Source organism: Priestia veravalensis, from assembly GCF_001457055.1.
Classification (GTDB): domain Bacteria; phylum Bacillota; class Bacilli; order Bacillales; family Bacillaceae_H; genus Priestia; species Priestia flexa.
Genome location: NZ_KQ758690.1, coordinates 1 through 19,947, shown reverse-complemented (window position 1 = coordinate 19,947; position 19,947 = coordinate 1). Strand labels below are relative to the sequence as shown.

At 37.1% G+C, this 19,947-nt stretch carries 22 protein-coding genes and 5 tRNA genes; 3 read left to right on the top strand and 24 right to left on the bottom strand.

The annotated features are described in order from the left end of the window. From AS180_RS17755 to AS180_RS17720, 9 genes are all read right to left on the bottom strand, one after another. Nucleotides 1-196: DUF4372 domain-containing protein (locus AS180_RS17755; protein ID WP_139109177.1), on the bottom strand; the 196-nt coding region annotated here is incomplete at its 3' end. A gap of 124 nt (nucleotides 197-320) precedes the next feature. Beyond that, nucleotides 321-602 carry a hypothetical protein gene (locus tag AS180_RS17750; RefSeq protein WP_062687223.1) on the bottom strand — a complete coding sequence of 94 codons (282 nt, stop codon included), beginning with the start codon at nucleotides 600-602 and terminating at the stop codon, nucleotides 321-323. 129 nt (nucleotides 603-731) lie between these two features. Continuing rightward, nucleotides 732-908, bottom strand: a complete 177-nt coding sequence (locus AS180_RS23305) for a hypothetical protein (protein ID WP_167556106.1) — start codon at nucleotides 906-908, stop codon at nucleotides 732-734. 45 nt (nucleotides 909-953) lie between these two features. Beyond that, the gene (locus AS180_RS17745; protein WP_226372991.1) at nucleotides 954-1,775 is read right to left on the bottom strand and encodes a DUF92 domain-containing protein; all 822 of its coding nucleotides are present in this window, start codon (nucleotides 1,773-1,775) and stop codon (nucleotides 954-956) included. Further along, nucleotides 1,744-2,316, bottom strand: a complete 573-nt coding sequence (locus AS180_RS17740) for a 5-formyltetrahydrofolate cyclo-ligase (RefSeq protein WP_025911572.1) — start codon at nucleotides 2,314-2,316, stop codon at nucleotides 1,744-1,746. Before AS180_RS17740 ends, AS180_RS17745 begins: the two co-directional genes overlap by 32 nt. A gap of 60 nt (nucleotides 2,317-2,376) precedes the next feature. Beyond that, nucleotides 2,377-2,526, bottom strand: coding sequence for a 50S ribosomal protein L33 (gene rpmG, locus AS180_RS17735; protein ID WP_013059189.1), 150 nt, complete (start codon nucleotides 2,524-2,526; stop codon nucleotides 2,377-2,379). Nucleotides 2,527-2,712: 186 nt separating this feature from the next. Then, nucleotides 2,713-3,819, bottom strand: a complete 1,107-nt coding sequence (locus AS180_RS17730; RefSeq protein ID WP_025911575.1) for a sugar phosphate nucleotidyltransferase — start codon at nucleotides 3,817-3,819, stop codon at nucleotides 2,713-2,715. Beyond that, complete coding sequence (locus AS180_RS17725; protein WP_025911576.1) at nucleotides 3,816-6,080, bottom strand: glycosyltransferase; 2,265 nt, start codon at nucleotides 6,078-6,080, stop codon at nucleotides 3,816-3,818. Before AS180_RS17725 ends, AS180_RS17730 begins: the two co-directional genes overlap by 4 nt. Then, the gene (locus tag AS180_RS17720) at nucleotides 6,073-6,567 is read right to left on the bottom strand and encodes a DUF4912 domain-containing protein (protein ID WP_025911577.1); all 495 of its coding nucleotides are present in this window, start codon (nucleotides 6,565-6,567) and stop codon (nucleotides 6,073-6,075) included. The genes AS180_RS17725 and AS180_RS17720 overlap by 8 nt, the downstream gene beginning before the upstream one ends. 128 nt (nucleotides 6,568-6,695) lie before the next feature. Between AS180_RS17720 and AS180_RS17715 the strand changes: the two genes are divergently transcribed. Beyond that, nucleotides 6,696-7,001: a hypothetical protein gene (locus tag AS180_RS17715; protein WP_025911579.1), complete on the top strand. Its 306-nt coding sequence runs from the start codon at nucleotides 6,696-6,698 to the stop codon at nucleotides 6,999-7,001. Beyond that, nucleotides 6,994-7,422: an endolytic transglycosylase MltG gene (locus AS180_RS17710; RefSeq protein ID WP_025911580.1), complete on the top strand. Its 429-nt coding sequence runs from the start codon at nucleotides 6,994-6,996 to the stop codon at nucleotides 7,420-7,422. Before AS180_RS17715 ends, AS180_RS17710 begins: the two co-directional genes overlap by 8 nt. A 36-nt stretch (nucleotides 7,423-7,458) precedes the next feature. Here the strand turns inward: AS180_RS17710 and phoU are convergent, their stop codons facing one another. From phoU to AS180_RS17635, 15 genes are all read right to left on the bottom strand, one after another. Then, nucleotides 7,459-8,118, bottom strand: a complete 660-nt coding sequence (phoU, locus tag AS180_RS17705) for a phosphate signaling complex protein PhoU (protein ID WP_025911582.1) — start codon at nucleotides 8,116-8,118, stop codon at nucleotides 7,459-7,461. A gap of 30 nt (nucleotides 8,119-8,148) precedes the next feature. Beyond that, nucleotides 8,149-8,964 (bottom strand): phosphate ABC transporter ATP-binding protein PstB, encoded by an 816-nt coding sequence (pstB, locus tag AS180_RS17700; protein ID WP_062687222.1) that lies wholly within the window; start codon nucleotides 8,962-8,964, stop codon nucleotides 8,149-8,151. Nucleotides 8,965-9,006: 42 nt separating this feature from the next. Further along, nucleotides 9,007-9,882, bottom strand: a complete 876-nt coding sequence (gene pstA, locus AS180_RS17695; protein ID WP_175384216.1) for a phosphate ABC transporter permease PstA — start codon at nucleotides 9,880-9,882, stop codon at nucleotides 9,007-9,009. A 2-nt stretch (nucleotides 9,883-9,884) separates the two neighbouring features. Further along, entirely contained in the window at nucleotides 9,885-10,841 is a 957-nt protein-coding gene (pstC, locus tag AS180_RS17690) for a phosphate ABC transporter permease subunit PstC (protein WP_051567222.1), read from the bottom strand. Nucleotides 10,842-10,912: 71 nt separating this feature from the next. Beyond that, the gene (locus AS180_RS17685) at nucleotides 10,913-11,863 is read right to left on the bottom strand and encodes a PstS family phosphate ABC transporter substrate-binding protein (protein WP_062687220.1); all 951 of its coding nucleotides are present in this window, start codon (nucleotides 11,861-11,863) and stop codon (nucleotides 10,913-10,915) included. Between the two features lie 261 nt (nucleotides 11,864-12,124). Further along, on the bottom strand, nucleotides 12,125-14,305 hold the full coding sequence (locus AS180_RS17680) for a peptidoglycan D,D-transpeptidase FtsI family protein (RefSeq protein ID WP_062687219.1): 2,181 nt from the start codon (nucleotides 14,303-14,305) through the stop codon (nucleotides 12,125-12,127). 156 nt (nucleotides 14,306-14,461) lie between these two features. Continuing rightward, on the bottom strand, nucleotides 14,462-15,742 hold the full coding sequence (locus tag AS180_RS17675; RefSeq protein WP_025911588.1) for an MFS transporter: 1,281 nt from the start codon (nucleotides 15,740-15,742) through the stop codon (nucleotides 14,462-14,464). A gap of 120 nt (nucleotides 15,743-15,862) precedes the next feature. Then, nucleotides 15,863-16,471, bottom strand: a complete 609-nt coding sequence (sodA, locus tag AS180_RS17670) for a superoxide dismutase SodA (RefSeq protein ID WP_025911589.1) — start codon at nucleotides 16,469-16,471, stop codon at nucleotides 15,863-15,865. A 226-nt stretch (nucleotides 16,472-16,697) separates the two neighbouring features. Further along, nucleotides 16,698-16,790: transfer RNA gene (locus AS180_RS17665), tRNA-Ser, on the bottom strand. A gap of 10 nt (nucleotides 16,791-16,800) precedes the next feature. Further along, nucleotides 16,801-16,877: transfer RNA gene (locus AS180_RS17660), tRNA-Ile, on the bottom strand. 1 nt (nucleotide 16,878) lies between these two features. Continuing rightward, nucleotides 16,879-16,953, bottom strand: a tRNA-Asn gene (locus AS180_RS17655). A gap of 33 nt (nucleotides 16,954-16,986) precedes the next feature. After that, nucleotides 16,987-17,060, bottom strand: a tRNA-Met gene (locus tag AS180_RS17650). A 1-nt stretch (nucleotide 17,061) separates the two neighbouring features. Beyond that, nucleotides 17,062-17,136 (bottom strand) — tRNA-Asn (locus tag AS180_RS17645). Between the two features lie 65 nt (nucleotides 17,137-17,201). Then, nucleotides 17,202-17,684, bottom strand: coding sequence for a DUF456 domain-containing protein (locus tag AS180_RS17640; protein ID WP_025911590.1), 483 nt, complete (start codon nucleotides 17,682-17,684; stop codon nucleotides 17,202-17,204). 128 nt (nucleotides 17,685-17,812) lie between these two features. Next, nucleotides 17,813-19,468 (bottom strand): Na/Pi cotransporter family protein, encoded by a 1,656-nt coding sequence (locus AS180_RS17635; RefSeq protein ID WP_025911591.1) that lies wholly within the window; start codon nucleotides 19,466-19,468, stop codon nucleotides 17,813-17,815. Nucleotides 19,469-19,751: 283 nt separating this feature from the next. Here AS180_RS17635 and AS180_RS17630 point away from each other — a divergent pair. After that, nucleotides 19,752-19,947, top strand: a 196-nt coding sequence (locus AS180_RS17630) for a transposase (protein ID WP_175384189.1), incomplete at its 3' end; no start/stop codon positions are given.

Genomic DNA, 19,947 nt, shown 5'->3' with positions numbered 1-19,947 from the left:
AAAGGCTATCGCCCAATGCATGTAGACTTTCAATTTCTACTAGCTGTGCAAAAAGTAATAATTTAAGGAATGATTCTGTCGTTAATTTTTTCGTATAGTAATCTAATTTCAATGTTTTCACGTTATCTTCTAATAATTGAAGATTAATTGGTGAAAACCATTGTCCAAATGAAGTTTTTCGTGTAATCTTGTCCATAAGTTTGGTCCTTTATTAGTGGATTTGGACGGGTTACCACCATCTATTTCCATTATAAAGGACTTTTTGTTTGCCTAAAATAATAAAATTGAAGATTTTGAGTCTTTTTAATAGTTAATTTAAATTAATGCAACACTAGTGATATATTATGAAAGATTATTCTACGCTGAAACCGTTGCTTTCGTAGTCCCTCAGCACGCTCGAACGCTAGCACTTGATCTTTTTGAAGATCGTTCTCCCAGCTAAAGCTTTTACGCGCCACTCGAAACGTTGTTTTTTCACCGTGTACTTTACAATCAAACCACACTTCTGTTCCATCACGATTCGTATGTATAATCGAACATTCTTTATTATGTTGTACTGCATGAACCAAGGACCAATAATAATAATCTTGCATGGCTGACATCCATTATGCACCCCCTATTATTTTCTCTTTATTACCATCGCAAAAAACCCTTAAAAAATCAATCTTTTCTCTGCATAATAAAAGCACTTTATAAGTGGACTTATAAAGTGCTTTTATTATGCGTTGCATTTAGCGAAACACTTGATTCATTAAACGCTCCCGCACGTAAGGCATATTAAAAAATGAACGAACTGCTAAGCTACGTAAAAACGAATTACGAAAAAACACGTTAACTAAACGATATCTTATTTGATATACAACATAACCGATTAAAAGTACACTAAGCCATCCTATAAAACGTTTCATTTCGCTAAACCTCCTTACGATTTAGCATGCACAGTTTAACCTACTTTATCCCGTGGCTTTACATAAGATAAAAAAAATCCCTCCAAGAATTGTAGCAAACATAACGGATAACAAGTTAACAGCGTCATTATTGCAGTAATTCCATCCCTTTTCATAAAGAGTTGGAATCCCACAGTGCTGTTCTTTTTCAGTTTGCAAAAAACAGACCGAACAGCGGTATCTTAGCTGAATTGTCGCTCCTAAAAACGTATCAATAAGGTTTCCTAAAAAGCCAAACATACTAATAAATAAGCACTCTATAATTGATAACTCGGGAAAAGCATAGAAAGCAGTAGCTGCAATAATCAAAGATCCACCGATACCCGCTGCTGTTCCAAGTATCGAAATGGCTCCTGACGTTCCTGGATCTACCTGTTTAAAGGTTAAAATAAAGACTGGTTTTTTTTTACTTAATACGCCAATTTCAGAAGCCCACGTATCGGCATTAGCCGCTGCTAAACTAACGGCAAACATCATTAAAAAGACGTGGGATTCAAAGCTAAAGAATAAAAGAGCACTCAGCGCTGCAACCCCACCATTTGCAGCTACCTGTATATGATCACGCTGATCATGCTTAGCTACTTTTTCTTCCACTAGTTTCTTTTTGACTTTTTTATATTGACTAAAAAACGTAGATGTTCCAAAAAACATCCCTAACAGTAATAGACCTTTTAATTCAAAACCAATATAAATGCTAATACCAACAGCAGCAGCCATAATGGCACCTGACCTTGACAAAACACTAAGTACATATCCTATAAAGGATACAAAACAAATGATTACATAAATAAGAAAACTATTTATGAGCACAATGTATAATCTCCTCATCTGTAATAATAGCGTCCACCGGGATATCATGGGATTCAACCGGTACACGTTGTACGATTTGTTCATGAAAAGCCAAGCTTACCTTCATTTGTTCATAATCGACGAGAAAGCGATCATAATAGCCTCCTCCATATCCAATTCGATAACCATTTGAACTAAATACGACACCTGGTACAAGAATGAGATCAATTTCACTCTTTTTAATAAGCTCTGTTTGTAATTCAATTGGTTCCTGCAAATTAAAATATACAACTTCTAGCTGAGAGAAAGATGTAATTTTCCGAAAAATCATTTCATTTTGCTCGGAAATGCACTTTGGAACAGCGATAGTTTTTCCTTGAGACCAAGCTGTTTCAATTAGTCGTTTTGTATCTACTTCTTGTCCTCTAGAAATCGTTATTGCAATTACATCAGCATCTTTCCACCAGGTAGTATCTAAGAGCCGCTTTGTAATCAACATGGATTTTGCATTGTATGTACCTGCTGTCGATAAGTTCAATAACGTCTGCTTCATTTTACGTCGCATGTCCGCTTTATTCATCTTTTCACTCCTCACACTGATATTTATATAAAAAAAACAGCAGGAATATTCTCCTACTGCTTACTTAGTTTCACGGTGAAGTGTTACTTTTTTAAGTCTTGGGCTATATTTTTTCAACTCAAGACGATCTGGGTTGTTACGCTTATTTTTAGTTGTGATGTAGTTACGATCACCAGTTTCAGTACAAGCTAATGTAACGTTTACGCGCATCTATTTTCCCTCCAAACATTATAAACATAAATCAGACTTTACTATAATATCATTTTTTACTTCGGAATGCCAGTCTGTTTTTCTAACTAACACAGTTAATTTTTGATTATATTATTTCTTTTCATCTCTAATACAAGGTAAAGCGAGTATTTTTCAACTAATAAATTCCTTATAAAGATTATTTTTCTAAAATTCTTTCTTTTGTTTTTGCACTCTAAGTGAAAATTGATTCATAAACTTTGCGATACTAAAAAGAGGCTTAGTCTTCACATCAAACACACGCGCGACGGCTCCGCTTTCGGCTTTATCGTTTAAAAGCACACTTTCTCTTTCAAGAATCATCCCGTGTTCCAACGCAACATCATATAAAAAGCAGTTCTTTTTTACAATAACATCATTCATCAAAACACTTTTTCGAATTGTTGCGTTACTATTAATGTGACTGTTTTTCCCGATAACAGCCCACGGACCAATTGTACATCCCGATCTGATTTGTACCTCTTCTCCAATATAAACAGGAGGAATGACCTTCACATCCTCTGCAATAACAGCAGTGTCTGAAATATGGTTCAAACTATTAGAACCAAACAATTTTTCATATAAATCATAATGTGCCTGCCTATAATGATGAAGCTGCCCGATATCAATCCAATAGTTTGCGGTTGTATAATGATAGACTTTACGATTATTCTTTAACAGTGCGGGAATAACATCAAAGCTAAAGTCAACTGCTCCTTCACGGCTAATACTGTTTAAAATTGATTTATGAATTACATAAATACCAGTATTAATTAAGTTTCCAGTTGCTTCGTATTGCTTTGGCTTTTCAATAAAACGCGTGACCTCATTTTTGTCATTCGCAGATACGAGTCCGTAATGTGTAACATCTGGCACAAGCTTCGTCACAATTGTCATTTCACTTTGATGTTGACGATGAAACGCAATGACGTTAGCTAGATTTAAATCCGTTACAGCATCGCCACTAATGATGATGCATTCTTCTTCAATAAACCAATCTGCTTTTTTGACTCCCCCCGCTGTTCCAAGAGGCATCTCTTCAATAAAATAAGTAATTGAGACCCCCCACTTCTTTCCATCTCCAAAGTAATTCATAATCTGTTCGGGTAGATACTGTAGCGTAATGCCAATTTCATTAATTCCATACTTTTTTAAGAGTTCAACTATATATTCGATAACAGGATATTCATAGAGTGGAAGCATCGGTTTTGGAACGTCGTTTGTTAACGGCTGTAAACGCGTTCCTCTACCACCAGCAAGTATAATGGCTTTCAACGCTTTTCCTTCCTCCTTTTACTCTGTTTGATTTGATCTTGAAACAATGCGCTTGTATCCAGTGCAATTTGTTCCCAACTAAACATCGTAGTTGCCTCAACATACCCTTTTTCACTAATTTCTTGAATCAGTTGTGAATCTGTGATCACAGTGAAAACGCAATGAATTAACTCTTCGACAACCCCAGGTTTGAACGTAAGTCCGGTTACCCTATGATTAACGATATCTTTTAAACCACCCGTTTCAGAAACAATTGTAGGTTTTTTCGCCACCATTCCTTCTAATGCTACAATACCAAATGGTTCATAAAGACTTGGGAAGATTACTCCGGTACTTAAGTGTAGCAAGCAGTTTCGTTCTTCATCCGTAATATAGCCAATAAATTTAATATACTGATCTAGGTTTCGATTTTTAATTTGTTGTTGAAATTCATGCAAGAGGGGCCCTTTACCCGCAATAATGAACTGAATATCAATATCTACCTGTTTAAAGTATTCTGCAGCTTGAATTAAAAGCTGAAAGCCTTTTTCATAAACAATGCGACCAATTGAAAAGAAGATAGGTGCATTTCGCAGCTTAAACTTTCCTTTGACCGCTACTTCTTTTGAACGATTAACGACACTAGCAACCATGTGCTGATCAATGCCGTTTGGAAAAATTGAAATGCGCTCTGGCTCTATATTAAACAATTCCATTATTTCTTTTTTCATATAGGTACTGCATACAATAATGGCTGTGGACTCATGAACAAGCTCTTCTTCACGCTGGTGAATTCTTTGCTGCATTTCATTATGAATGCCATTATTCCGTCCATGCTCTGTTGCATGTATTGTTGTAATGAGCGGTTTTTTCACATGGCTAGCGATACCCTGTGCTGCTGTACCAACCAACCAATCATGAGCATGAATTACTTGAAACGGCGTAGCTGCTGCTAAACGAATACCTTCTAATGCCATCGCTACATTTAAACTATTTACCCACGTAAGAAAGTCAGCATGATGAGGTTGCAAACTTTTTACTCGATAGACATGAACACCATACATACATTCATACAAAGGTAGCCCTTCTACAAATGCGGTAATAACGACCACATAGTGGCCAGATTTCGCCAAAGCTCTGGATAAATCAAAAACATGTCGAGCTAACCCTCCGATAACAAGGGGTGGATATTCCCAAGCTAGCATTAAAATCGACATATTTCCCGGTAAATATAAGGAGATATCTTTCTTGGTCTCTTTATAAGCAATCCCGCATTCTTTCACCACATCGGGAACCCATTGTAAATATTCATTCTTCATTACTTTTTGTTCTTCAACATGACATAACTGGTTAAATAATTTTAACTGCCGGTTATAGTCATCTTTGGAGTGAATTAACCACTCGCTAGACGCCAAGATAATCCATGTATGCGCTAATTCTTTTTTCCTCTCAAGTTTATGCAGTTTATTATTAACCTTGCTTAACTTTACTTCTGTCTGCTGCATCGTCTTATAAAACCAGCTGTTTTCCTCTGTGATTGGTTGATTATATCTAGATGACTCATGCTTAGGTGAAATCTTCACTAATTTCTGTTGATTGTTTATATCTTTTACACATTGATATAGTAGCTTTCCATCCTTTAAACTTCGTAAACCTGTGTCACTTTTTGAAATGACAGGTAATAGCGCGTCATGCTTAAGAAGGAATATACCGCTTGATGAAGTATACAGATTGACTCCGTAGTCGTGCTGTACCTCAATACAACTATATTCAACGTTATGCGCTTTCAATAACTTATCAATTTCATACGTATAATCTCCATTTGGCAAGTAAAACCCTTTAGGCCTTTGCCCCAGGTATTTATTAAATAGCTCAATTGCAAGGCTAATCTGTAAATGGTATCCTTTAGATGTTTTTAATAGGGATGGACACCTCGTAGTTATAGGTATTGCTATACACTCTATAATTTGTTCATCCTGATAATACTTTAACGCGTCAAGCAATCTTCCATCCCACTGCTTCAGAGTATCAACAAATTGACCTTGACGTTGTATGAAGTGATTAAATCGTTGATTAAAGCCATTATGATCCAAAATTCCTAAAATTAAAGAAGAGAGAATAATTGAAGCACCTTTTAAGCCATTATTTTGAATGTAATGTACAAGTGGGAGATACTTTCTAACTAAATGCTCAAATAATGCTTTTTCATTCGCTTCACTCCAATGAACCATGTCATAGACTGGGTCTTCCATATTAATTACTAGGCAATTAAAGTCATTCATCACTTTGATTCACCTTGTTCCACTCATTTGTATAATAAGAATACGTGCTAAAGCAGTCATCATGAACATAATCCGTTTGCGGTGCATTTTCACTCCAGGACCACTTCGTTTGATCCAATTGCTTAGGTTCTATACTTGTTCCCAGCTGAACTCTACTTGAACGTATCAGTGCAAAGAAATGGTGTTCGTATACGCCCACATCTACAACATATGTACAGTTCGTATCCATATCTTTTAAGAATGCTTCTGTCTGATTGCTGTACACCTCTAAAAGCGTATGACGCTTTGATTGATGCCCATCAAATGTGACGCTAAGACCGGTTACATCATAAATACACAGAGCAAATGCCAGATCATTCCATTTCTTTTGATACATCTTTTCCACCATTTCCTGAATAGCGTCAGAAAAAGACCAATGTACATACAAAGCTGAAGCGTTTACTCGATTTACAACGCATACATCCAATTCATTTACTTTTGTCTTCAAAGCCTCACCACTTTACTTAAGATATACTTATTGTCATATTACCACTAAGAAAAAACTGTAACAATAAACACAATTTGTCGATTTATGGTATCATAGATTGATTTTATCTTTTGTAAGAGGTGAACCACATGTTATATGCTTTTATTACCCTAATTGCACTTTCCCTATTTTTACTTTTATTTTCTTTTTTAAAGGAAACAAAAATACAATCCGTAGAAAAACAGCTAGAGCACCTTTCATTGACTGTTCTACAAGATCAATATCAAACCACTAAGCGCTTAGATTTGTTAGAAGAAGCCCTATTATCTGACGAAGATCCTGATACAGCAACTCATTCGGCCCATGCTAATGCTCTACCTCCAAACCAGCAGCATCTTCATAAAGAAGACGTAAAACGACTGCTTAACGTACAAGGAGTAAATCGCCATGAATAGTTTAACGATACGAGGATTTGCTATTGGGATATTAACAGCCACTTCAATTTTAGCTGTCGTTTATGTTATTCAAGAGAAAAACGCTACTTCTTTGAAAATTAGCGATGCTGATCTACATGCTTATGCAGAGGACCACCAGTATGTATTAATTAAAAAGAAAGAATACGAAGATTCATTAAAACCTGCTTTTGAGAAGCAAGAGACTAAATCTAAAACAAGTGAAGTATCAATCTCTATAAAAGCAGGAATGTCTAGTTTAGATATTGCACATACATTAGTAAACAATCATATTATTGATTCGACAGATGAATTTGAGAATCTCGTTGCTCAAAAAAATGCGAGCACAAAATTCCAAGTTGGTACCTATACGCTTACATCGAATATGAGTTTAGAGCAAATTGTTAACACTTTAACAAAATAAGAAGCGCCCAGCATTAGCTGAGCGCTTCTTATTTTGTTATTCATTTAAGTCATAGCGTTTTCCTTTTACTAAGTAAAATACGCTTTCTGCTACGTTTGTTGTATGATCTGCCATTCTTTCCAGGTAACGAGCAATAAATAACAGCTGCGTAATTTGATTCATAGCTTCTTGCTTTTCTTTCGCAAGGTTAAGCAGCTCTTTAATGGTAATTCCGTAAAGCTCATCTACTTCATCATCCATTTCAGCAACTTTTTTAGCAAGGGTTAGGTCCTCTTCATGATATGCCTTTAATGACAAGCTAAGCATTTCAATTGAAATAGCATGCATCTTTTTCACATGCTCTAGCGGCTTAATTAAGTCTTCTTTTCCAATTCGAATTGCTGATTTAGCGATGTTCACTGCAAAGTCTGCCATACGCTCAACGTCAGAAGCAATCTTAATAGCTACAATAACTCTTCTTAAATCAGTGGCAACTGGCTGCTGTTTTGCAAGCAATAGAATAGCTAAGTCATTAATCTCTTCTTCAAGTTGATCAATTTCCGTGTCACCATCAATAATCTCTAGCGCTAAATCGACATTTTGCGTTTGTAAAGCTTCAATAGCTTTTGCTAACGCCTCTTCTGTTAACCGACCAATCTCTAAAAGCTTTTCACGTAAAATTTTTAAATCAGCATGAAACTTTTCACGTACAACCATGTAGTCCATCTCCTCTTAATTGATCAACTATTAACCAAAACGTCCTGTAATATAGTCTTCTGTTCGTCTATCAGATGGGTTTGAGAAAATTCGATCAGTCTCTGCAAACTCAACAACTTCTCCATTTAAGAAAAATGCTGTTTTATCTGAAATACGTGCAGCCTGCTGCATATTATGCGTTACGATAATGATACTGAATTCCTTCTTCAGTTCTTGAACAAGCTCTTCCACTTTTAACGTTGAGATTGGATCAAGAGCAGACGTTGGTTCATCCATTAAGATTACGTCTGGTTCAATTGCCAAACATCTAGCAATGCATAAACGCTGCTGTTGACCACCTGATAACCCATAAGCATTTTGATTTAAGCGGTCCTTTACTTCGTCCCAAATTGCCGCACCGCGTAGGCTTTTTTCCACAATTTCATCTAAAATTTTTTTATTGCGAATGCCGTGAATACGTGGTCCATAAGCTATATTATCATAAATTGATTTTGGGAATGGGTTTGGCTTTTGAAAAACCATTCCTACTTGTGTACGAAGCTCTTCTACTCGATATGACTTATTAAAGATATTTTGTCCACGATATTCAATTTCACCAGACGTTTTTACATTTGGACTCATTTCAACCATTCGATTTAACGTTTTAATATACGTAGATTTCCCGCATCCTGATGGACCAATAATGGCTGTTACTTCATTTTCATGAATATCTAAATCAATGTTTTTTAACGCTTGATTTTCTCCGTACCATAAGTTTAAACCTTTTGTTTTATAAACAATTTCTTTTGGTTTGTTAATGGGATTTGTATTTTCCCCTGTCATTTTTTGATCGATTGTGATTGTCATGGAAAGCTCCTCCTTCATCCTACTATCATCATTCAATTAAGCTTAATAACGCTTTTGAAATTTGTTACGAATAAATACAGCAATGGAGTTCATTACAATTAAGAACACTAATAACACGATAATTCCTGCTGCTGCTACGCTTTGGAAGTCTGCTTGCGGTCGACTCGTCCAGTTATAAATTTGCATCGGTAAAGCCGTTGCGGTATCTAATACACCAGCTGGCAAGAAGGCAATGAATGTAGGCAAGCCAACTACTACAAGCGGTGCTGTTTCCCCTACCGCTCTTGATAAAGCTAAAATGCTTCCTGTTAAAATACCAGGGATTGCTGCCGGCAGTACCACACGGTAAATCGTTTGCCACTTAGTTGCTCCCATTCCAAACGAAGCTTCACGTAAATGAGTTGGCACTGACCTAATGGCTTCCTGTGCCGCTACTACAATAACCGGTAAGATTAACAAACTCATTGTTAATCCAGCTGCTAAAATACTTCTTCCTAACGATAACTCACGAACAAAAATGGTTAATCCCAATAATCCAAACACAATTGAAGGTACACCTGCTAAGTTAGAAATGTTTAATTTAATGAAATCATTAAATTTATTTTTCTTTGCGTACTCTTCCAAATAAAGCGCTGTTCCTACTCCTAAAATCAATGATACTGGTGCAATGACAGCCATCAGCCATAAGGAGCCAACTAGTGCCGCTTTAACTCCAGCATCTTCTGGTCTTCTCGATGCAAAGTTTTGTAAAAAACCTGCATCAAGCCAGCCTAATCCTTGAGTCAATACCCGATATAAAAGCATACCCAGAACTGCTAATCCAAAAATCGTTGCACAGAAAAAAATGAACCTTAAAATACTATTTTTTAATAACCGCCCATGCATACGTTGTTGTACTTGCTCGCGATCCACGTACATAATTAGTACTCCTCCCTAAAGCGCTTTGTAATAAACTGAGCTAGTAGGTTCATAATGAGTGTAAAGACGAATAACGTCATTCCCACAGCATAGATACTGTAATAAACAGTCGTTCCATACCCTGCATCTCCCGTTGCAACCTGAACGATATACGCAGTCATCGTTTGAATTGAACCCGTTACGTCTAGTGCCATTGTCGGCGTAGCTCCACCAGCTACTGTAACAATCATCGTTTCACCAATTGCACGCGAAATACCGAGTACAAACGATGCGATAATTCCTGACAGAGCTGCTGGTAACACCACTTTTAATGCCACCTCTAAACGTGTTGCTCCTAAAGCTAAAGCTCCTTCTCTCATTGATTGAGGTACAGAACTCATTGCATCTTCTGATAGAGAAGCAATCATAGGAATAATCATGACACCAACTACAATACCTGGACTTAAAGCATTAAATAACCCTAAATCTGGAATAACATCTTTTAAAAGCGGTGTAACAAATGTTAAAGCAAAGAATCCATATACAATTGTTGGGATACCTGCTAATACTTCTAAAATCGGTTTAATAATACGTCTTGTTCGATCCGACGCGTACTCACTCAAAAAAATTGCTGCTGCTAATCCAACTGGAATAGCAACGACCATTGCAATTACAGTAATCAATAGCGTTCCCGTAACAAGTGGTAAAACTCCAAAGTTACCTGCTTTCTCAATAAACGGAAGCCATTTTTGACCTGTAATAAACTCAACAAAAGATACTCTTTCAAAGAACATAATTGTTTCAAAAATTAATGTGAACAAAATCCCCACGGTTGTTAATGCGGATACAGCAGCCGTACAGAAAAGCAAAATTGGCATCACTTTCTCTATAATCATTGATGCGCCTTTTTTTGATTTATTTTGCTTTATTAATTCTCGAATCGAACCCTTCTTAGTGTTGCCATTATTCGCTAAAGCCAATGTAGTAAACTCCCTTCCATCGCATGGAAAGATGAGAAGCAAGCGTTGCGCTGCTCCTCATCTTCATTTGTCTATTTCTTTAAACCTTCAAGCGTTTTTAACTGCTCGTCATATTCTTCATCTTTTAAGCTCACATAACCTACTTCTTCAGCAAGCTCTCCTGCATTTTCAAGCGTAAATTTAACATAGTCATATACTTGCTCTTTATCTTTTAGTGCTCCAACACTTGCATAAGTAAATAGCGGACGAGATAATGGTGCGTATTCACCGCTCATAACGGTCTCTTTTGTTGGTTCCACTGGACCGTTTCCACCATCAATTGGTACAACTTTTAACTTATCTTTGTTTTCAGAGTAATACGCGTAACCGAAGTAACCAATTGCGTTTTTATCACCCGTTACACCGTTTACCAACACGTTATCATCCTCTGATAATGTTGCAGACTCTGTAATTTCTTTTCCATCTAAAATTACTTCATCAAAGTAATCAAATGTCCCAGAGTCATGTCCTGGAGAATAGAATTTAATTTCTTCATCTGGCCAGCCTTCACGAATATCAGACCATTTTTTTGCTTTTCCATCGTTAACCCACATTTTTTCTAGTTCTTCAACTGTTAAATGATCAACCCAATCATTTTCTTTATTGATAACAACTGATAGTCCGTCGTAAGCTAGTTCAAACTCTTGAACGTCTACGCCGCCTTCTTCAGCTGCTTTCTTTTCTTCATCTTTAATTGGACGAGATGCGTTACTTAAATCCGTTTCACCTTTTGTGAATTTTTCAAATCCACCGCCCGTTCCAGACAAACCAACGGATACTTGAACTCCAGGTTGAGTTGCCGTATATTCTTCGCCAACTGCCTCCATAATTGGATACACAGTAGATGAACCGTCAATTGCCACATTTCCTTTTAATTGTTCACCTGAGTCACCAGCGTCACTTCCTTGACCGCCGCCACATGCTGCTAGCACAACTGATGATCCGATTACTGCTGACATTGCTAGAAATTTAAAGCTTTTCATTCTCAAATTCCTCCTACGACATTTCGTTGTTTTGTCCTACAAGCTATACATTAAAGCCCAACTATTAATTCCGTTTTAAGCAAATGTAAAGCTTTTGTAAATCAAGGTCTTTTTACTTAAACCAATGGAAAAACAACAGTCTTTTTTCTTATTTTTGGATTTTATTCTATGTTCTTACTACTTATATTTAGAAATATTATTCCCTTAAGAAAAAAGAGCATATAAAAAAAGACGCTGAGGTTTCAGCGCCTTTTTTCTTTGCTATTCTTCTGCATTTGTAGCTTCTGCATCAATTACTTGTTGCTGTTGTTCTTGCTCATCTACTTCCTTTTCACCCTTTTGCTTTAAATCAAAGTATAAATCCATTGATTCACGAGCAAGTTCTTTTGTAATATTATTCGGGCTACTTGGTGTGAATGCTGAAGGAACAACTACTGCCATTGCTACTTCTGGGTTATCTGCCGGAGCATAAGCGATAAATGTAGAATTATTAACTGCAATTGGATCCCCGCCATTCGGGTTTTTCTCATAAGCCTGTGCCGTACCAGATTTTCCAGCTGGATTATAAGGAGCGCTTGCAAATGCTGCATATCCACTTCCACCTTGCTCTTGAGTTACCCTCTTAAGTCCACTTTGTACAGCTTTAATATATTCCTGCTTCATAGTAATTCGGTTTAATACTTGCGTTTCGAACGAGTATTCAACACCGCCAATTTCTTCTTCTTTAATTGTTGGTTTCCGAATTTCTTTTACAATCTGAGGCTTAATACGATAGCCACCGTTTGCAATTGTTGATGCGTATTGAACAACTTGAAGAGGCGTATACGTATCATATTGACCAATAGCTAAGTCAAGAGCTGTACCCGGGATGCTGCTTCCACCTTGGAAGCCCGTCGCTTCATTATCAAGCTCAATACCAGTAGACACGCCAAGACCAAATTGACTGTAGTACGAGCGAAGCTGCGCAAACGTATTTGCTTTAATTGGTAAAGAACCATTATATCGATACTGCACATCAGCCATCGCCATAACCGTTTTAAACATAAATACGTTTGACGATTGTTTTAGTGCTGTAGAGTAATTGATTGGTCCCATATTTTTAAAGGATTTCTTTTCTTTCGTTCCCGCAAACTTAATTGGCTCGTCGACAAAGACTGTATTAGTTGTAATTGCACCAGAATCTAACCCTGCTAATACAGTAGCCCCTTTTACTACAGAGCCCATCGTGTATGAAGTTGATAAATTCCCTAATGCAAAATCTTCAATTTTAGCAGCACCTGTTTTGGAATCCGTTGTATATCTCTTACCTGCCATTGTTAGGATTTCACCCGTATTCGGATCCATCATAACAACAAACGCTCGGTCTAAAAATCTTGTACCAGACATTTGTTTCTTCTCAATTAATTGTTTTGTAATAGCTTCTTCTACTGCTTGTTGAAGCTCTATATCAATAGTTAACACTAAATCACTTCCGCGCTGCCCTTCAGTTAATTGTAAGGTATCGATAAGATTTCCGCTTCGATCCGTTATATATTGAACCTGCTCTTTTTGACCTTTAAGCTGTGATTCGTATTCTTTTTCAAGATAGCTCGTACCGACTTGATCATTACGACTGTATCCTCTGGACAGATAGTAGTCCACTTTATCTCTTGGAAGACCTTCATTGGCTGATGATACATTCCCTAAAAGTGTACGAAGCGTACCGCCTTGTGGGTAATAGCGTTCCCAGTAAGTGGTTGTATCAACACCTGGAAGCTGCGATAAATTTTCACTAACAATAGCAAATTCAGCCGGCGTTACGTTTTTCTTAATAATTTGAGGAGTTTGGGCATAACCCGCTTCCATTTGTCTTTTAATTGCCAAAACTTCTAAGTCATCAGCTAATGTTTGTAAATCTCGCTTTGTAATGCGGCTTAATTGACGGTTATAAAGCTCTTCATCCGTCATTTCTCCCGCTTCTACTTTACTTCGGTCACTATCACTGATTTTCTTTTCAGCTTCTTTTGGATTGAGCATAATCCAATAATCTTTTAAATCACGCTCTGTGATTTTTACAATGTCCTCAGCATTTTCATCCACTGTTTTTTCTGGTACATCAATTGCATCCGTTGAGTAAGGAACATCAATTAACTTTGCTAATTGTCGAGCGATTTTCAATCGCTCTTCCGCAGTGTTACCTTGGAAGCGCGTATATGTAATCGCATTTAGAGGTGTATTGTCGACAATCACACGATTATAACGATCGTACATTCTACCTCGCGGAACCGGAGTATTAACGGTTACGTCCTCGGTACGCTCAACTTCACGTTGGTAACTTTCCCCATGTACAATTTGTACTAAACCTAAACGTAATATCAGTACCGAAAACAGCGCAAAGATGCCTAGAAATAAAATGTTCATCCGAAACGAGACATGACTTTTACGTTTATTTTTCTTTTTCATTTCTTCACCTACAATTTATCAACATATATATAATCTCATCATAATTTTTTCATTTTGGCAAATAAATAGACACCTTAAAGGTGTCTATTTATGCTGTGTCTATTGTAAAAGAATTTTGTGCTAATTTCTATAGTACAAAGTAATTATCTATCCCCATTATGCTGGAGATTCACCGTCTCCTTCATTTAAAGCTGGCTGTGTAACCGACTTAGGGGTGTGTTTGTTCGTAGGTTGAGAAATGTTGCGAACACAGAAGTAAATACAACAGTGTCCTGCGCCGATAACAGCTAACAGTATGGGTAAACTTTGCTGTTCATTAAAAAAGACCACAGCAATGAGAAAAGAGCCAATTGAAATAATGCGTCCAATATTTAAGAATACATCTCGAACAACAATATACTCAATACGTTTAGAAACAATGTCTTTAGCTCGACCAATCACATCATACGTTAAGGACATATACGGTACCAGCAAAATAGGGTAGCCGATTGCGATACAAATCGCATATAAAATGAGGTTTGTATATGATAAGTTAAACAACAATAGAAAGACTGAACCATACAGAAGGATCCCACCTGCCAAAATAAACTTTAAGCGGTCTTTTTGTTTAATAAACCTAGAAGCAACATAGTACGCAACAAAAGCTACAGCTGAATTTACCAGCCCAAACGTACCAAGTGCGAGTTCACTGTCAGTTGTAATAAAAACCAATACTGACACCACGAAAATGAATGTCCCTTCTCTAATTCCTTGAAATACGTGTGCATATAAGATTCTGCGCCAGTCTCGATTGTATTTCCTTTCTCTTAGTACTTCTCTAAATTTATATACGCCCTCAGCTGGACGTCTTTGTAAAAAGAAGCTAAGGACAACTGCACAAACAAACATTAGGAGTGAAACGCCAAAGACCACACGATAACCAATGTATTCGTATAAGCTAGCAATAATAAAGCCCGCTCCTAGAGGTCCAATCATTCCAGCAAACGAATTTAATACTCCTAGAAAACCATTGAAAAAGTCCCGTGTATCAGGTTCTGTAATTTCAAACGTTAACACGTTAAATGCTAACCAATAAAATCCATACCCTATTCCTAAAAGAGCACCGAGAAGAATTAAAAATTCATCGGCACGGTCGCCTACCATCAACACCACGATATAGAAAACAGATAGAAACGAAACACCTAATCGAAGCACAACGACTCGATCAATTTTTTTAGCCCACCTTCCTGCTAAAATAAAGGTTAATGGCTGAAAGATAACAATGACTAAATTATAAATCGCTAAAGCAGAAAACTCTCCTGTTTGTTTCCATAAATACACGTTTACAAATGAATTTGAAATTGAAATGGCTAAAGCATATAGCCCTCCAATGATAAGTAATAACAATAAATCTTTATTAACTTCTACATCTCCAACAACTTTTTTTAATAAAGGCATATAAAAAACTCCTTTTCTCTTCTACCCCTAGTGTGTGAAAAAGAAAAGGAGATATGTAAAAGAATTGGAAAACAAAAAAACCAGTAAAGGCAATAATTGCTTTACTGGTTTTTTCTCTCATTATTTTGCTGCTGCGTAGCGTTTTGCAACTTCGTCCCATTTAATTACATTAAAGAATGCTGAAATGTAATCTGGACGACGGTTTTGGTAGTTTAAGTAGTAAGCATGCTCCCAAACGTCTAGTCCTAGGATTGGTGTTTTACCTTCCATTAGTGGGCTATCTTGGTTTGGTGTACTTGTTACTTCTAATTCACCGTTGTTTACAACTAACCAAGCCCAGCCAGAACCGAAGCGTGTAGTTGCTGCTTTAGCGAATGCATCTTTGAATGCGTCAAAGCTTCCAAACTTACTGCTAATTGCGTCTGCTAACTCGCCTGTTGGCTCGCCGCCACCGTTAGGGCAAAGAATTGTCCAGAATAATGAGTGGTTAGCATGTCCACCACCATTGTTACGTACTGCTGTACGGATATCTTCTGGTACAGCATCCATATTTGAGATTAACTCTTCAACACTTTTAGAAGCTAAATCAGCTTTTCCTTCTACTGCTGCGTTTAAGTTTGTAACGTAAGTGTTATGGTGTTTCGTATGGTGAATGTTCATCGTTTCTTTGTCGATGTGTGGTTCAAGTGCATCATATGCATAAGGTAATTGTGGTAATTCGTAAGCCATGGGTAATTCCTCCTTTAAAATATATACCTAATTTGGTGAAAGAAAACTCACCTCATGTTTTTAGATTAGCAAATTTAACCTACGCTTTCAATGAAAAAGCATTTAATCATCACTTATATTTACCTGTTTCCCACTGTCTATCCTATTTAAACGTAAAATTTTATTTGAAAACAAAATAAAAAATCTTTCTTCACAATTGTAAAGAAAGATTAATCAACAATATGTATGGCGGAGGAAGAGGGATTCGAACCCCCGCGGGCTTTAACACCCCTGTCGGTTTTCAAGACCGATCCCTTCAGCCGGACTTGGGTATTCCTCCAACCTTTTCATGGTGGACCCTGCAGGACTCGAACCTGCGACCGGACGGTTATGAGCCGTCTGCTCTAACCAGCTGAGCTAAGGGTCCTTGGCTCCACAGGTAGGACTCGAACCTACGACCGATCGGTTAACAGCCGATTGCTCTACCACTGAGCTACTGTGGAATAATAGTATGTATGCTTTGTCACTTAAAGGAATAGCGGCGGAGGGGATCGAACCCCCGACCTCACGGGTATGAACCGTACGCTCTAGCCAGCTGAGCTACACCGCCATGGCTCCACAGGTAGGACTCGAACCTACGACCGATCGGTTAACAGCCGATTGCTCTACCACTGAGCTACTGTGGAACGATATAACATTTATTAGCGACATTAAAAATTTAACATGTTTTTAATTAAAAGTCAACAAATTATTATAAAACAACGATAAGAAAGTAAATAATCATTGCCGCCTGTATAATTCCTTTTGAAATAGCACCGCTGAAAAAGCCAACTAACGATCCAAAACCAATCTTTATAGCATTTTGAAAATTCGTACGGTGTACAACTAACTCACCAATCACCGCCCCTAAAAATGGGCCAATTAATATACCAAGCCCAGGAATTAAGAATGGACCAACCAACAATCCAATGGTGCTTCCCCAAATACCCGCTTTTGTTCCACCGAACTTTTTAACACCAATTAGATTTGCCAAATAATCAGCGGCAAAAAGTGCTGCCACAAGCAGACCTTGAATAAGCACAAACAAGAAAGTATATGGTTCAAAACTATAGAAAAACCCGTACAATAAAAATCCAAGTGCTACAAACAGTACGCTTGGAATAATAGGATAGACTAATCCAATAAATGATACAACAAAACAAATTGCAATGAGTGTCCAATATAAAAAGTCCAACTTAACACGTTTCCTTTCATCTCAATCTCTATTTACTATTATTATCAAACAGTATACACTGTAACAACTTTTTTGATAATAATATTCCATAAAAAAGAGCAACTCGTTAACGAGTCGCTCTTTTTAGCTTATTGAGATTTTTGAGTCACACTCTTTTGATTTTCTCCTAACACTGCTTCTGCAATATTAACTGCGTGATCTCCAATACGCTCTAAGTTACTAATAATGTCAACAAATACAATACCAGCTGAGCCTGTGCAAGCACCTTCGTTTAAGCGTAAAATATGCTTTTTACGAAGTGAACGCTCCATGCTGTCGATTTGATTTTCTTGTTGCATTACGTGAACAGCTTTTTCACGATCGTTGTTCTCTAGTGCTGCAACAGCTTCTTTAACTGTTGAAATTGTTAGTTCAAACATTTCTGCTAAATCTTTATTAGCTTCAGATGTTACCTTTACTTTGTTAGTAATTTGATAATCAACAAGCTCTACGATATTTTCAAAATGATCTCCAATACGTTCAATATCACGAGCCGTGTCTAACAGCATTGAATGCTCTTCACTTTCTGAAGCTGACATAGAAGAAGAAGAAAGTAAAATTAAATAGTTAGTAATTTTTTTATCTAAATTGTTAATGGCATCTTCAATTTGTAAAGCCATATCAGAATGCTTATGTTGCTTCGTTTTCAAATAATTGTTTGCTTCTTCTAATCCAATTGTTGAGAATTGCCCCATACGAACGAGCTCTTCTTTTGCTTGTCCTAACGCAATTGATGGTGATTGTTCAATAAAAACTGGATCTAGATGTTTCGGTTTAAAGTCAACTAGCGCATCGTCTCCAGGAATTACTTTTGTTACGATATAAGCCAAGAACCCGATTAATGGGAACTGAATAATTGTGTTAGAAATATTAAATGCACCGTGCGCAAATGCAATTGTCATTTCTGGATTTAAACTTAGTGCCCCTTGCAGATAGATGATAATTTTAGTAAATAACGGTAAAATAATTAAGAAAATTACTGTACCCACAATATTAAATACAACATGAGTTAACGCTGCGCGTCTTGCAGCAACGCTTGCACCAATGGATGCTAAAATTGCCGTAATAGTTGTACCAATATTATCACCAAACAATACCGGTAACGCTGCATAAATATCGATTGCTCCTTGGCCAAATAGCTCCTGTAAGATACCAATTGTTGCACTTGAGCTTTGAACGATAACCGTAAATACTGTACCGATGACAACACCTAAAATTGGGTTATCACTCATACTTACTGTTAAGTCTTGAAACGCTTGAAGGGAACGAAGTGGCTTCATGCCATCGCCCATTAGCTCTAAACCAAAGAATAACATCCCAAAGCCAAATACGATTTGACCAAAGTTTTGAACTGGCTTGCTTTTAAAGAAGAATAGCATGAGAGCACCTACAGCTAAAATCGGTAGCGCATAGTCTGAAATTTTAATACCGATAATGAAAGCTGTAACGGTTGTCCCGATATTCGCTCCCATGATAACGCCAATGGCTTGGCGTAAGTTCATAAAACCAGCACTTACTAACCCTACGGTAATAACAGTCGTTCCGGAACTACTTTGAATAAGTATGGTAACTAAAATCCCTGCTAACACACCCATAAATGGGTTGGTTGTAAAACGATCTAGTATATCGCGTAATTTATCTCCAGCTGACTTTTGTAAGCCATCACCCATGAATTTAATCCCAAACAGGAAAATCCCGAGGCCACCGATAAATTCAAATATCATCTTCTGAACATCTAGTTCCAAAGAATTTCACTCCTATCTCTACAGTCTCATTTTTCGACAGACATCTACAAGTCCCACATAATTATTAACGTAAAATAAATGTTGTGTAAACGCTGATTCTAAAAAATTTACATTATCTTAACATTTCACCTGAATTATTCATACCCAAATACAAAATCCCACAGGAAAGGCGATTTATCGGCTTTCCTGTGGGATTCTCTTTTTCACTAAAAAAATGAAAAAAGAATCCATTTCTGTTAAGGTTAAATCGACTAAGAACTAACCAAAAGAAAGGATTCTTCTCATGATTAGATTACCGCAAACAACACTTCATTTCAATCACCAACTCAAATTAACTCACGATGGAGGCGAACTTTCTTCCGATACTGGCCAATTCATCTTCCGTGAGTTTGACGAAAAAATCGGCTTTTCTAAAACCATTGCCAAACACCTTCACTTAAAAGATGAGCGTTCTTATTGTATCCATGACAATATGGAAC